The organism is Aureimonas mangrovi, assembly GCF_014058705.1.
GTDB classification, from domain to species: domain Bacteria; phylum Pseudomonadota; class Alphaproteobacteria; order Rhizobiales; family Rhizobiaceae; genus Aureimonas; species Aureimonas mangrovi.
Genome location: NZ_CP059692.1, coordinates 353,210 through 366,577 on the forward strand (window position 1 = coordinate 353,210; position 13,368 = coordinate 366,577).

Annotated in this window: 11 protein-coding genes and 1 riboswitch; of the genes, 5 read left to right on the top strand and 6 right to left on the bottom strand. The window is 67.8% G+C overall.

The features are described 5' to 3' along the window. Positions 1-8: 8 nt before the first annotated feature. The 3 genes from H1343_RS01635 to H1343_RS01645 all read right to left on the bottom strand — a co-directional run bounded on the left by H1343_RS01635 (position 9) and on the right by H1343_RS01645 (position 3,671). The gene (locus H1343_RS01635) at positions 9-1,394 is read right to left on the bottom strand and encodes a PepSY-associated TM helix domain-containing protein (protein ID WP_185984250.1); all 1,386 of its coding nucleotides are present in this window, start codon (positions 1,392-1,394) and stop codon (positions 9-11) included. Positions 1,395-1,652: 258 nt separating this feature from the next. Further along, a complete protein-coding gene (locus H1343_RS01640) occupies positions 1,653-2,063 on the bottom strand; it encodes a DUF2946 family protein (RefSeq protein ID WP_185984251.1) in 411 nt (136 codons plus the stop codon). A 690-nt stretch (positions 2,064-2,753) separates the two neighbouring features. Continuing rightward, positions 2,754-3,671, bottom strand: coding sequence for an AraC family transcriptional regulator (locus tag H1343_RS01645; RefSeq protein ID WP_185984252.1), 918 nt, complete (start codon positions 3,669-3,671; stop codon positions 2,754-2,756). Between the two features lie 259 nt (positions 3,672-3,930). Here H1343_RS01645 and H1343_RS01650 point away from each other — a divergent pair, with 259 nt between their 5' ends. The 5 genes from H1343_RS01650 to H1343_RS01670 all read left to right on the top strand — a co-directional run bounded on the left by H1343_RS01650 (position 3,931) and on the right by H1343_RS01670 (position 8,899). After that, positions 3,931-5,034, top strand: a complete 1,104-nt coding sequence (locus tag H1343_RS01650) for a Gfo/Idh/MocA family protein (RefSeq protein ID WP_185984253.1) — start codon at positions 3,931-3,933, stop codon at positions 5,032-5,034. A gap of 46 nt (positions 5,035-5,080) precedes the next feature. Continuing rightward, positions 5,081-6,103 carry an aldo/keto reductase gene (locus tag H1343_RS01655; protein WP_185984254.1) on the top strand — a complete coding sequence of 341 codons (1,023 nt, stop codon included), beginning with the start codon at positions 5,081-5,083 and terminating at the stop codon, positions 6,101-6,103. An 81-nt stretch (positions 6,104-6,184) separates the two neighbouring features. Next, complete coding sequence (locus H1343_RS01660; protein WP_185984255.1) at positions 6,185-7,144, top strand: quinone oxidoreductase family protein; 960 nt, start codon at positions 6,185-6,187, stop codon at positions 7,142-7,144. 22 nt (positions 7,145-7,166) lie between these two features. Next, on the top strand, positions 7,167-8,198 hold the full coding sequence (locus H1343_RS01665) for a homoserine dehydrogenase (RefSeq protein WP_185984256.1): 1,032 nt from the start codon (positions 7,167-7,169) through the stop codon (positions 8,196-8,198). Further along, positions 8,195-8,899 (top strand): glutamine amidotransferase, encoded by a 705-nt coding sequence (locus H1343_RS01670; protein WP_185984257.1) that lies wholly within the window; start codon positions 8,195-8,197, stop codon positions 8,897-8,899. The genes H1343_RS01665 and H1343_RS01670 overlap by 4 nt, the downstream gene beginning before the upstream one ends. Positions 8,900-8,941: 42 nt before the next feature. Here H1343_RS01670 and metE read toward each other — a convergent pair whose 3' ends face one another. From metE to H1343_RS01685, 3 genes are all read right to left on the bottom strand, one after another. Beyond that, positions 8,942-11,281, bottom strand: coding sequence for a 5-methyltetrahydropteroyltriglutamate--homocysteine S-methyltransferase (gene metE, locus H1343_RS01675; protein ID WP_185984258.1), 2,340 nt, complete (start codon positions 11,279-11,281; stop codon positions 8,942-8,944). Positions 11,282-11,386: 105 nt separating this feature from the next. After that, positions 11,387-11,609, bottom strand: a riboswitch (cobalamin riboswitch). A 58-nt stretch (positions 11,610-11,667) separates the two neighbouring features. Further along, positions 11,668-12,198, bottom strand: a complete 531-nt coding sequence (locus H1343_RS01680) for a response regulator transcription factor (protein WP_185984259.1) — start codon at positions 12,196-12,198, stop codon at positions 11,668-11,670. Continuing rightward, a complete protein-coding gene (locus H1343_RS01685; protein WP_246333196.1) occupies positions 12,195-13,358 on the bottom strand; it encodes an ATP-binding protein in 1,164 nt (387 codons plus the stop codon). The genes H1343_RS01680 and H1343_RS01685 overlap by 4 nt, the downstream gene beginning before the upstream one ends. Between the last annotated feature and the right edge of the window lie 10 nt (positions 13,359-13,368).

Here is a 13,368-nt window from a genome sequence, read left to right on the forward strand (position 1 = left end):
CCTCCTTTTCAGCCTGACGTCGCTTGGCGGAACGACCCGCTCTTCATCCGGCCGACCAGCCAGTCGAGCGCGAGCATGACTAGAAGCGAAGCGCCAACGAGCGGGAAGACGATCCCGCCGACGACCAGGATCGCCAGCAACCCGCGAAACACCCTCTTGTCCTTCGGCATCGGCGGCACACCCATCGAACGGGAGGGCCGTCGCTTCCACCACATCACCGCGGCCGAAACGGCGAGAAGGACGTTGCCGAGGCAGACGAGGACGAGCAGGACCTGATTGGCGAGCCCGAACTGCTGGCCCATGTGGAAGTTGATGCCGAACTCCAGCCAGCGTCCCATCGGCCCGTAGTCGGCATAGCTCATGTCGACCAGAGGTTCGCCCGTATACTGGTCGAGATGGACGACGCGCTGTTGCGAAAGGTCATCCGGATAGACCGAGGCGGAAAAGACACCCGTCGGCGTTTGGGGCAAGTTGACCGCATAGCCGCGGTGCAGCCCGAGGTCCTCGAAGGTGCGGACCGCATCGTCGACGCCGATCGGCTGTGCCTTCGCGACCGCGCTCGGCGACTCCGGTATCTGCGCCTGTTCCATCGACCAGGCCGTCAGTCCCTCCTCCGACAGGCGCTGACCGGACATCGGCACGTCGACGCGCACGCCGGACGGGTAGCCGAAGTTCGAGCCGTTCGCCCACTGGTTCACCTGTCCGCCCCAGACCTGGCTCCAGGGCATGCCTGTCACCGCAAGGAAGACGATGAAGCCGCCAAGGAAAAGACCGAGGACGGCGTGCATGTCACGCCAGAACACGCGCTTCCTGCGATCTCCGCGCACGGTGACGACGCCGCCCTTCTGCCCCCGCGGCCACCAGAGGAAGAGGCCGGTGCCGACGAGCAGGATCGTCCAGCCGCCGGCGATTTCGATGACGCCTCGCGCGACTGGGCCGAAATAGCGCAGTGAGTGCAGGTAGCGGATCGTCCACATGACGGTGCCTCGGTCGGCCATCGAGCCAAGGACCTGCCCGTCGTAGGGGTTCACGTAGACCGCGAGGCGCCCGTCATAGACCGAGTTGATGGTAATCTCGGCCGAGGCGTCCGGCGTTGCCGGGTCGGTATACTTCACCGCCGTGCCGGGATGGGCCGATAACGCCGCCCAGATCATCTGCGACGGAGAGGAAAGCTCGACACCCTGCTGCACCTCGACCCTTTTCAGGTCGGCATGGACGAAGGCGTCGATCTCGTCCCGGAACAGATAAAGGGCCCCGGTGATCGACAGGGTGATGAGGAAGGGCAGGACGAAGAGACCCGCGTAGAAGTGCCAGCGCCAGACGGCGCGGTAGAGATCGGTGGAGGCTTGCGAACGCGATGCGCCGCTCGCCCGTTCGGCGGTGAAGTCGGACATGGGTTTGGTCCCGGCGGAAGAGAGAAGGACAGGCGGTGGCGATCAGGCCACGCAACTCAGGACGAGCCTGACGAACGGGAGATGTCCAAGCCCTGTTCGGTCGCGATACGTGTGCCATCGCCGCTGCATGTCACTCGAAACCGCTGGCTCGCTCTTCGAAGTGCTCTACGAAAGCGTACCGATCAGGGGATTGGAGGGCAGCAGAATTCAGCTGCCGGACATCGAAACTCTGCCGGCAAGGCAGAGCGAACCGATGTCTCAGACCCGTCCCGTCGGTGGGCCCGTTCGATCCGGAACGAGATCGGGATCGACGGCCGTCGGCATCAACGCCTCGACGATCGCCGTCGTTCGAACGTCGTTCAGTTCGAGCGTATAGGCCGGACCGAGATCGACGTCGTCCAATGCCGCAGGGATCACTGCGACGTCCGCCACGCGGCAGAGAGGACAGTGGACGTTCCTGTCCGAATCGTTGTCGTCGGCCTTTGCCACGCCGCCCGGCGAGAGTGGAGAACAGATCACGAAATCGATGTCGCCACCGCCAGACGCGGCGACCTGCGCGACTCCCATGGCGCTGGAAACGACTGTCTGAAGAAACAGCAACAGGACGGCCAACGTCAGCACGGCAAGCGCGCTGCTCCGATCGTCCAGAATGCTACGAAATCTTCTCATCGGGCGTATCTGGCACGGATCGCGACCCTTGTCATGACCGCAGCAGCGGATCTGACATGTGGGCGGTCAGCAAGAAGCCTCTACAACTCCATCGACGCGCAGATCGGTCTCGTGGTCCTCATCCGGCTTGCGCGCACGGCCTTGAGGTCAGCTCAGCAGCCGGTCGGCTCTTGCGACGGTGGAGCCGCGCGCAACCTGAACCACCGGAGAGGAGAAGCGCGCCCTCACGCGGAGACATTGACCAACGCTCTGCCGATCCTTCCGTCGCCTGCTTCGTCGGTGCGATGAACCGGATCGAAGGGGTTGCCCGGAGCGGGATACTCCAGGCAGGAGCAGACGCCGCATGCATCCGGCTGACCGTTGGCGGATCGGACCGGACGATCGCCGTGTGGTGCGAGGGGTTGGACGAAATGTCCAATCGTGCTCGCCGTTCGGTGGGGCCTATCCAGCGGGCCGTTGCCGCCGGTCGATCGATCGGCCGCGGCGAATGAGCCGGAGAAGGAGCCCGAAATGATCCAGGATCGACGCCTTATCGAAGCAGGCCTTGCCTGCATCGCGGTCGCACTCATCTGCATGGCCGGTCTCTACGCCAGCGCCCTCTAAGCCGCCTCGCGAGCTTATCTCTGGTGCGGAGACGCCCGTGTCCGCACCCTCGATCGGGCCCGTGAACTCGTCAGGTGTCCCTGCGTCTCAGGCGGAGGCGGATTGTCGACCGCGTGTCGAGCCTGGCCGCATCACCGCCCGCAGGGTTGCGGCGTCGTCGCTCGGCGTCAGGTTGAAGAGCCGGCGATAGTCGCGGTTGAACTGCGATATGCTCTCGTAGCCGACGCCATAGGCGACGGACGAGATGGTGCCGGCTCCCGAAAGGTTGCGGCGCGCCTCCTGCAACCGCACACGCTTCTGGAACTGCACCGGCGACATCGACGTCACCGCCTTGAAGTGCCTGTGGAAGCTCGGCACGCTCATGTTCGCCTTGTCCGCCAGCTCGGGAATGCTCAGCGCCGCACTGAAATTGTCGCGTATCCAGGCGGTCGCGCGCCCGATCCGGGCCGCATGGCCGTTGGCGAAGGCGAGCTGGGCGAGAAGCGGGCCGTGCTCGCTGTGCAGGAGCCGCCAGACGATCTCGCGCCGGATGAGGGGCGCCATCACCGGGATGTCTCGCGGCCTGTCGAGCAGCGAGACGAGGCGGATCATCGGATCGATCAGGTCCGGCGAGAGGGGATGCTTGCCGGTGACGAGGCTCGCGGGCGCCTTGGGGAGGTCGCCCGCCTGCTCGCGCAGGAGGTCCGCGACGACGGAGGGGTCGAGCTCGAGGTGTACGGCGAGATAGGGCGCGGAGGGGCTGGCTTCGGCCACCTGAGACGTGACGGGCACGTCGGCCGTGCACAGAAGCGATTCCCCGGCCGCGTAGCGCACCGGCGTCTCGCCGATCATCATCTCCTTCACCCCTCGCGCGACGAGCCCGAAGGACGGCTCGTAGAGGGAGTGCATGGCCTGCGAGGGCAGGTCGGTGCGTCCGACCTTGAGCCCTTCGATCGCGGTCGCGTAATCATACTGCGCATGGCGCTCGATGATCGCGACGAGGTCGTCGAAGCGGGGTTGCGTCATGGGGTACGGCCCTCCTTCTCGGGGCTTCGGGCTGCCGCGCGGGCGGACCGTCACATCACCAGCACTCGGCGCGCGGCGCTATGCGTATTCTATCAACGGCGCGCCCGATCGTCTCAAACGCGTCCACGCCGCGGCATCCGCTCCGGTTGAGAGCGGCGAGCCAGCCTGTGATCGGATCTGCGTAGAGAGGGAGAGGGGCTCATCACTAGCTTCGAGGTCGAGGCGCCGAACGCGGCGCAGGCAGACCGGAGCATGACACATGTCGGACGGGAAATTTCGCGTCGGGATCATCGGGGCGGACACTCAGGCAAGTTGGGCCGGAGCCTCGCACGTTCCTGCGCTGGCCTCGCAACCTTTACTCGTTCTCTCGGCCGTGGCGACGCGGCGCGAGGAAAGTGCGAAGGCCGCCGCGCAGGCCTTCGGGACAGAGCGCTGGTTCGCGGACCCCTACGAGATGATCCGCGACGAGGCGATCGACCTCGTCACCGTTGCGGTGAAGGTGCCTGCCCACCGCGATCTGGTGATGGCGGCGCTTGCGGCCGGCAAGGCGGTCTACTCGGAATCCCCGCTTGGGGCGAGCATCGCCGAGACCGAGGAGATGGCGGCGGCCGCCGGTTCGCTGCACACGGCGATCGGCCTGCAGGGTCGGCACAATCCCTCGGTGCGGCGCGCGGCCGAGCTGGTCGCGTCGGGTGCGATCGGCCGGCCGATGTCGGCGCGCGTCGGCGCCACGACCTTCGGCTACGGTCCGCAGTCGCCGGCCTCCTACGACTACTTCAACAAGGCCGCGTCCGGCGCGAGCTTCCTGACCATCACCACCGGCCACGTCCTGGACGTCATCGAGGCGGTGCTCGGCGATATCACCGAAGTCGACGCGCGCACCGAGCTTTTGTGGCCGCAGGTCGAGATCGTGGACACCGGCGGGCTGTCGGACCGCGAGATCGCCGACCACGTCGATCTCGTCGCCAAGACCCGCAGCGGGGCGCCCGTCTCCGTACAGGTGCTCGCGGGCGTTCCTGCCGAGGACGCGAACTTCACCTTCGAGATCCGCGGCTCGGCCGGCTGGCTGAAGCTCACCGGTCATCATCTCGCCGGTGTGCAGGTTGGCGACCTCGTCTTGAGCGCGAGCGTCGGCTTCGACGCACCGGACGCGCCTATCGCCTCGGGCGTCGGGCCGACGGCGGCCGACTTCTGGGCCGGCGCCGCGATCAATGTCGGCGAGGTCTACGCCTCCCTCGCTCGGGACATGGCGGCCGGAACCCACGAGACGCCGGGTTTTGCCCACGCGCTTCATAACAGCCGCCTCGTCGCTGCTGTCGAGCACGCGGCGGCGACGGGCGAGCGGCAGCGAAACCTCGCCTGACCATACCCTTCGCGACAACAGCTTTGAACAATTGAGGTGAGACATCATGCGTATGCGCAAATTTGGAAACTCCGGCCTGATCGTGTCGGAGATCAGCTTCGGCGCCATGACCTTCGGCGGAACGGACGGCATCTGGGGACAGGTCGGCAGGCTTGGCCAGGAGGAGGCCGACGCCCTGGTCAAGGCCGCGCTCGATGCCGGCATCAACCTCTTCGACACGGCCAATATCTACGCGCATGGCCGCAGCGAGGAAATCCTCGGACAATCGCTGAAGAACCTCGGCGTGGCACGTGACGACGTCGTGGTCGCCACCAAGGCGGCATCGGCGATGGGCGAGGGGCCGAACCGGCGCGGTGGCTCGCGTGGGCACATTCTCGCGGAGGCACGAGCCAGCTTGAAGCGCCTCGGGCTCGATCATATCGACCTCTACCAGATCCACGCCTTCGACCCCGCCACCCCGATCGAGGAGACGCTGGAGGCGCTGGACACGCTCGTGAGGGCCGGCGACGTGAACTATGTCGGGCTGTCGAACTGGGCCGCCTGGCAGATCATGAAGGCGATCGGCATCACACGCGCGCGCAACCTCGCGCCGATCACCTCGCTGCAGGCCTACTACACGCTGGTCGGGCGCGAGCTCGAGCGGGAGATCGCGCCGCTCCTGTCCTCGGAGGGCGTCGGCCTCATGGTGTGGAGCCCGCTCGCGGGCGGCTACCTCACCGGCAAGTATTCGGATGGCGGCGACGGTGCGGGCGGCCGGCAGACCGATCTGGACTTCCCGCCGATCGACCGGGTGCGCGGCGAGCCGCTGATCGAGGTGCTGCGGGCGGTGGCCGACAAGCACGACAGCCAGCCGGCGCAGATCGCGATCGCCTGGCTCCTGAAGCAGCCCGTCGTCTCGACCGTCCTCGTGGGGGCCAAGCGCGTGGAGCAGCTTCAGGCGAACCTCAGGGCCATCGAGATCGCGCTCGACGAGGAAGACATGGCACGGCTCGACGCTGTGAGCGCCCTGCCGAACGAGTATCCGGGCTGGTCGCTCGCGCAGACTGCGGATCGCGCCGTCTTGGCCTGAGTTGCGGCCCAAGGTGGACGAAAGCGCGCTCCGTCACGACATGGGGGCGACTTCAGTGTTCGCTCACTCTCGGAGAACGACATGAAAGCGGCGATCTACGACCGGAACGGCGGCCCGGACGTCCTGCGATATGCCGATGTGCCGGACGCCCGGCCCGGTGAAGGCGAGGTGCTGATCGCCGTCGAGGCGATCTCGATCGAGGGCGGCGACCTCATCCATCGGCGCATCGCGCCGCCGCCCGGTCCAGGCCATATCGTCGGTTACGCGGCTGCCGGCACGGTCGTCGCTACCGGCGCCGGCGTTACGACGAGAAAGGTCGGCGAGCGGGTGACGAGCTTCGCGCTCGCCGGCTCGCATGCCAGCCTGCGCGCCGTGCCGGCCCACCAGACATGGCTCGTGCCGGAGGGCCTCGACATGGCGGATGCCGCCGCGTTGCCGATTTCCTTCGGCACCGCCCACCACTGCCTCTTCGCGCGCGGCGCGCTGAAGGCCGGGGAGACCGTCCTGGTACAGGCGGCGGCCGGCGGCGTGGGGCTCGCCACGATCCAGCTTGCCAAGGCGGGCGGCGGTCGCGTCATCGCCGTCTCCAGCGGCGCAGACCGCTTGGAAAGGCTTCGTGAACTCGGCGCCGACCATGTTCTCGATCATCGCAGCGACGATATCGCCGAGGCCGTCCGCGAGTTGACCGAGGGCCGTGGCGCCGATCTTGTGGTCGACCCCGTCGGCACGACGCTCCCGGTCTCGCTCAAGGCGCTCGTGCCGGAAGGTCGGCTCGTCTTCGTCGGCAATGCCGGCGGCGGCGCGCTGAATCCGGATCTGTGGCCCGCAATGGAGGCGAACCAGACGCTGCTCGGGGTCTACATGGGCACGCAGTTCGGCTATCCGCAGGTTGCGGCGACAGTGGACAGGATGCTGGCGGACGTTGCGGCCGGAACCTTGCACGTGCCGATCGACCGTCGCTTCGCGCTGGCCGAGGCGGCGAAGGCGCATGAGCACGCCGAGCGGGGCAAGCCCTTCGGCCGAGTCGTCATGCAGCCGTAAGAGGCGAAGAGGGGACGAGCGGATGCAGGATGTGAAGGTGGCCGTCGCGGGGTTCGGCGGTGTCGGGCGCGCGACGGCGAAGCTGCTTCTAGAGCGACGCGAGCGCTATCGCGCCGTCCATGGCGCCGATGTACGGCTCGTGGCCGTCTGCGGTTCGCGCGCCGGGCTGTTCGATGCCGACGGGCTCGAGGCCGACCGCCTCGACGCGCTGGAGGACGGCCTCACCGGGCCGGACTTCGTCGCGACAAGCGGAGCGGACATCCTGATCGAGGCCGGGCCGACGGACATCCGCACGGGCGGGCCGGGCCTTGCCTATCTGACGGCGGCGCTTTCCGAGGGGCGCGATACCATCGCGATCTCGAAGGGCGCTCTCGTCCATAGCGGCCGGCCCTTGCGCGAACTCGCGAGACGCTCCGGCGCGCTCCTGAAGATGAGCGGCGCGGCGGCCGCTGCGCTTCCGACGATAGACCTCGTGCAGCACAGTCTTCTCGGCTGCACGGTGCTGAAGGTCGAAGGCATCCTCAACGCCACGACCAACTTCCTTCTCGACGCGATGACGCAGCGCGGGCTCGATTTCGCCGAGGCGCTGCGCGAGGCGCAGGCCAAGGGCTTCGCCGAGGCCGACCCGCGCAACGACACGCAGGGGTGGGACACGGCGGCCAAGCTCCTGATCCTCGCCAATTTCGGGCTCGGCCTCGATATCGCGTTGGACGACGTGACCGTGACCGGCATCGAAGGCGTGACCCGTGCCGACCTCGAGGGCTGGGCGCGCGACGGGGTGGCGCCCCGCCTCGTCGGCAGCCTCGTGTGCGAGGGTGACGCGATGCGCGCCGAGGTCGGCATTCGCACCTATCGGGCTGACGATCCGTTCGCGCTCGTGAGCGGCAAGAACAAGGCGATCCGCATCGTGACGGACGCGATGGGCGAGACCTTGGCGATCGGGGCGGGCACCGAGCCGCTCGCGACGGCGGCGGCCGCGCTGAAAGACCTCGAACACATCCTGATCGCGCGGGCGGGCGGGAGAACGGCTTCGACGATGGAGAGCATTCTATGACGGCACGCAGCGTGCAGGCCCTTCGCCATGTCGGCTTCGAGGACCTCGGCAGTTTCGAGGCGCCCTTGCGCGCGGCTGGCTACGGCATCGAATATGTCGACGTCGCCGAACGCGACCCGGCCTCGCTCGACCCGCTCGGTCCGGATCTTCTCGTGGTGCTCGGCGGGCCGATCGGCGTCTATGACGACGCGGCCTATCCGGTGGTGACGGCCGAGCGCACGCTTCTGAAGGCGCGCCTCGAGGCGGGTCGGCCGACGCTCGGCATCTGCCTCGGCGCGCAGCTCATGGCCGCCGCGCTCGGCTCGCGCGTCTATCCGGGGCCGGCCAAGGAGATCGGCTGGTCGGCGCTGGAGCTGACCGAGGCCGGGACGCGCCATCCCATCGCCGCGCTGGAGGGCGTTCCGGTGCTGCACTGGCACGGCGACACGTTCGATCTGCCCGAGGGCTGCGAAAGGCTGGCCTCGACACCGATCTGCCGCAACCAGGCGTTTTCGCGCGGACGCAACGTCCTTGGGCTGCAGTTCCATCCCGAGGCCGTGGCGGCGCGTTTCGAGCACTGGCTCCTCGGCCATGCATCCGAGCTCGCGACCTCCGGGATCGATCCGGTGGCGCTGAGAGTGGATGCAGCGCGCTACGGCGCCGGGCTGGAGAGCGCCGGCGCCGCGATGCTGGCACGATGGCTCGATGGCCTCGAAGCATGAGGGGCGCCCGGCGGACTGCCGCCGGGCGCTCACTTGTGAACCTCAGGCGGAGGCGCGCAGTTCCTTCGCCGCCGCCACCATGTTGACGAGGGCAGGGCGCACCTCGTCCCACTTGCGCGTCTTCAGGCCGCAATCCGGATTCACCCAGATCTGGCCGGCCGAAAGGCGGGCGAGCGCGAGCTTCAGGAGATCGGTCATCTCCTGGGTCGCCGGAACGCGTGGCGAGTGGATGTCGTAGACGCCGGGGCCGATCTCGTTCGGGTACTTGTAGGTCTCGAACGCCCCGAGAAGCTCCATGCGCGAGCGCGAGGTCTCGATGGAGATGACGTCGGCGTCCATCGCGCCGATCGCCTCGATGATGTCGTTGAACTCCGAGTAGCACATGTGGGTGTGGATCTGCGTTTCGTCGGCAACGCCCGACGAACAGAGACGGAAGCATTCCACGGCCCAGTCGAGATAGGCCGCCCAGTCGCGCCGGCGCAGCGGCAGGCCCTCGCGAAGCGCCGCCTCGTCGATCTGGATCATCGCCGCGCCCGCCGCCTCGAGGTCGGCGACCTCGTCGCGGATGGCGAGCGCGATCTGCCGGCAGGTCTCGGCCCGCGGCTGGTCGTCGCGCACGAAAGACCAGTTGAGGATCGTCACCGGGCCGGTGAGCATGCCCTTCATCGGCTTCGTCGTGAGGCTTTGCGCATAACGCCACCAGGCGACGGTCATTGGCTCGGGGCGTGAGACGTCGCCGAAGACGATCGGCGGGCGCACGTAGCGCGAGCCGTAGCTCTGCACCCAGGCGTGTTTGGTGAAGACGAAGCCGGACAGCTGCTCGCCGAAATACTGCACCATGTCGTTGCGCTCGAACTCGCCGTGGACGAGGACGTCGAGCCCGATCTCCTCCTGCCAGCGCACGGCCCGTTCCGTCTCCTCTCGCAGGAAGGCCTCGTAGTCGGCGCTGCTCAGCGCTCCCTTGGCGTTGGCCGAGCGGGCCTTGCGCACCTCCGAGGTCTGCGGGAAGGAGCCGATCGTGGTGGTCGGGAAAGCCGGCAGCGAAAGGCGACCTGCCTGCGCCTTGCGGCGCTCGGCAAAGGCTCCCTTGCGCCGGGCGGCCGAAGCGTCGAGCCCGGCGATGCGCGCGCGCACGCCCGTATCATTGACGCGCGGCGAGGCCCGGCGCGCCTCGATGGCGGCCTGTGCTGCGCCGAGCTCTTCGGCGACGCTCTCGCGGCCTTCGCCCAGCGCGCGCGACAGGACCGAGAGCTCGCCGATCTTCTGGACAGCGAAGGCGAGCCAGCCCTTCACGTCGACGTCGAGCGCGTCCTCCAGATCGAGATCAATCGGCACGTGCAGGAGCGAACAGGACGGCGCGATCTCGACAAGGCCGGCACCGCGCGCGGTGACGACCGGTTCGATACGATCGAGGATCGCGCCCAGATCGGCGCGCCAGACGTTGCGCCCGTCGATGACGCCGAGCGACAGCACAGCGTCGGATCGCGCGGCGGCCAGCACGTGCGGCAGCTCGTCCGCCCCGCGCACGAGATCGACATGCAGGCCCGCGACGGGCAGGGAGGCGGCGGTGCCGAGATTGTCGCCGAGCGGGCCGAAATAGGTGGCGAGCATGATCTTCAGGCCCGGGGCGGCGCCGACGAGGCGATCATAGGCGAAGCGGAGCGCGTCGCGCTCGTTCGGCAGGAGATCGAGGGCGAGTGCCGGCTCGTCGATCTGCACCCAGTCCGCGCCCGCGGCCGCCAGCCGGCGCAGGACGTCCTCGTAGACGGCGAGAAGGCCGGGCAAAAGCGCCAGCGGGTCGAAGCCCGCATCGTCGGTCTTGGCGAGCTTCAGGAAGGTGACGGGGCCGAGCAGCGCCGGGCGCGTGTGGATGCCGAGGGCCTTGGCCTCCTCGAAATGGTCGACCGGCTTCGTCGAGGACAGCGCGAAGCGCTGGTCGTCGGAAAGCTCGGGCACCATGAAGTGGTAGTTGGTGTCGAACCACTTGGTCATTTCGAGAGCGCCGACGCCCTCGCCGTGCCCGTGCCCGTGGCCCGGATGGCCGCAGCCGGCATCGCCGCGGCTCTCGCTGCCGCGCGCCATCGCGAAATAGGTGTCGAGCGACACCCTGCCGCCCCTCCAGCCGTAGCGCGGCGGCACCGCGCCGACCATCGCGCAGGTGTCGAGCACATGGTCGTAGAGCGAGAAATCGTTCGACGGGATGCGCGTGACGCCAAGGGCCGCCTGCTCGCGCCAGTTGGCGGCACGGATCTCGCGGGCGGTTTTCTCCAGATCGTCTGCTGACGACTGGCCGGACCAATAGGATTCCAGCGCCTTCTTCAGCTCGCGCCGGCGCCCGATGCGCGGCACGCCGAGCGTTGCGAAGGATACGGTTGCATTCATGACTTCGACCCCAATCAATCGGGGGCATGGGTCAGCGAGCGCATGGGTGACGGCCGCCCGCTTCGGGCGGGACGTCGATGCGCCTCACCGGGACACCCCGCCCGTGGACGTTACTGCGTCACGGCAGGTCTCCTGGCTCGCGGGTCGCCGCCCATGCTCCGCCTTCCCGGGCGAACCCAGTGGCCTGATGGAGAACGGGCTCGCCGCTTACAGTTGCGGGGGCAGCGCCGGCCTTGCCTTCCCTTAGCGGGGAGGGCGCACCGGCTTCCCTCTTAGCTTCACGCCACACGGGAGGCGCGACGGAAGAACCATGACGCGAGCACCATCGCCGCATTCCGAAAGAACGTCAAGAGCGATATAAAGACATCCTTATATCGCTATGTCTGTTAGGTGAGGCGTCGCTTCTCGAGCTTGCGGGCAAGCGTGCGCCGATGCATGCCGAGCCGTCGCGCGGTTTCCGAAATGTTGAACTCGGAATCCACCAGCGTCTGGTGAATGCGTTCCCATTCGAGGTTCTTGAGCGACGTCGGTCGTCCGTCGAGCGGCACACTGGCGTCGCCTTCGACGCGCTCGAAGGCCTTCTCGATGTCGTCGGTGTTGGCAGGCTTGGGCAGGTAGTGCCGGGCGCCGAGCTTCACCGCTTCCACCGCCGTCGCGATCGAGGCGAAGCCCGTCAGAACCACGATGCGCATGTCCGGATCGTGCTCGCTCAGCGTTTTTACGCAATCGAGCCCGGAGCGGCCGACGAGCTTGAGATCGACCACGGCATAGCCGGGCGAGACGCGCTGCAGGAGCGTTTCCATCGCCTCGTAGTCGGCGCAGTGATGGACCTCGTAGCCGCGCCGCTCGAAGGAGCGGCTGAGCGCCCTGGCCAGAGCCAGATCGTCCTCGACGATCAGAAGGACATCCTCACTCATGGGGTGTTCTCCTCGATGGAGGCGAGCGGCAGGCGGATGGTGACGCTCGCGCCGCCGTGCCTGCCGTGCTCTTCGCTGTTGCGTGCCTCGACCTGCCCGCCGAGCTTGCGCACGACGTTCATCGTGAGGAACAGGCCGAGGCCGGCGCCGGGCCGCTCCTTGGTCGAGACGTAGGGGCGCCCGATCCGCGCCAGAACGTCCGGCGCGAAGCCGGGGCCATCATCCGTGATGCGCACGGCGAGGTCTTCGCCGAGCTGTTCGACGGTGAGGGCGATCCTCTCGGCCGAGGCTTCCAGCGCGTTGTCGAGAAGGTTGAAGACGACCTGCTTGAGCGTCAGATCCGAGACAATGGCGATGTCCTGCGCGAAGCGGTTCTCGTAGACGAGGCCGCTCGCGCCTCGCGCCTCGCGCCATTCCGCCGCGATCTCGTCGAAGAAGCGGCGTTGCGTCGTGTGGACCGTGCCCTCGCCGCGCGCCTCGCCGGCCGAGACGAGGATGCCCGAGACGATCGCCTTGCAACGGTCGAGCTGGCCCTGCATCTCGTCCATCTCGGCCGACATGTCGGCGTCGGCGCGCAGTGCCGGCATCTTGCGCCAGTCGCTCAGGATCACTGAGAGCGTGGCGAGCGGAGTGCCAAGTTCATGCGCCGCGCCCGAGGCCAGAAGGCCCATGCGCACGATGTGGTCCTCCTCCACCGCACGGCGGCGCAGTTCGGCAAGGCCGGCATCGCGCGCGGCGAGATTGCCGCTGATCCGCGCGACGAAGAAGACGAGAAGCACCGCCACGAGAAGGAAGCAGATGAACATGCCCTGCACGTGCAGGTCCAGGAAGGCAGGCCGCCCGCCGCGCGGCAGCGGCATCGGCCGGTGGAAGGCTGTGAGGCCAGCGAAGCACAGGGCGGTGATGCCCACCAGCGACCACACGATGCGCGGCCCGAACAGGACGGCCCCGAGGATCACCTGCAGGAGGTAGAGCGAGACGAAGGGGTTCCACGCGCCGCCGCTGAAATAGAGCTGGCCGGTAAGAGCGGCGACGTCGAAGAGGAGTTCGCAGAAGAGCTCGGTGTCCGAGACGCTGGTGCGACGACTGTGGCGCAGGAGCGTTGCGACATTGAGCCCGAGAAGAAGGACGACGATCGCGCCCATCTCGAAAAGCGGCAACTCGATGCCG

Excerpts from the sequence above, each read along its gene's own strand:
- H1343_RS01635 (WP_185984250.1), bottom strand. The coding sequence starts at position 1,394 with ATGTCCGACTTCACCGCCGAACGGGCGAGCGGCGCATCGCGTTCGCAA.
- H1343_RS01640 (WP_185984251.1), bottom strand. The coding sequence starts at position 2,063 with ATGAGAAGATTTCGTAGCATTCTGGACGATCGGAGCAGCGCGCTTGCC.
- H1343_RS01645 (WP_185984252.1), bottom strand. The coding sequence starts at position 3,671 with ATGACGCAACCCCGCTTCGACGACCTCGTCGCGATCATCGAGCGCCAT.
- H1343_RS01650 (WP_185984253.1), top strand. The coding sequence starts at position 3,931 with ATGTCGGACGGGAAATTTCGCGTCGGGATCATCGGGGCGGACACTCAG.
- H1343_RS01655 (WP_185984254.1), top strand. The coding sequence starts at position 5,081 with ATGCGTATGCGCAAATTTGGAAACTCCGGCCTGATCGTGTCGGAGATC.
- H1343_RS01660 (WP_185984255.1), top strand. The coding sequence starts at position 6,185 with ATGAAAGCGGCGATCTACGACCGGAACGGCGGCCCGGACGTCCTGCGA.
- H1343_RS01665 (WP_185984256.1), top strand. The coding sequence starts at position 7,167 with ATGCAGGATGTGAAGGTGGCCGTCGCGGGGTTCGGCGGTGTCGGGCGC.
- H1343_RS01670 (WP_185984257.1), top strand. The coding sequence starts at position 8,195 with ATGACGGCACGCAGCGTGCAGGCCCTTCGCCATGTCGGCTTCGAGGAC.
- metE (WP_185984258.1), bottom strand. The coding sequence starts at position 11,281 with ATGAATGCAACCGTATCCTTCGCAACGCTCGGCGTGCCGCGCATCGGG.
- H1343_RS01680 (WP_185984259.1), bottom strand. The coding sequence starts at position 12,198 with ATGAGTGAGGATGTCCTTCTGATCGTCGAGGACGATCTGGCTCTGGCC.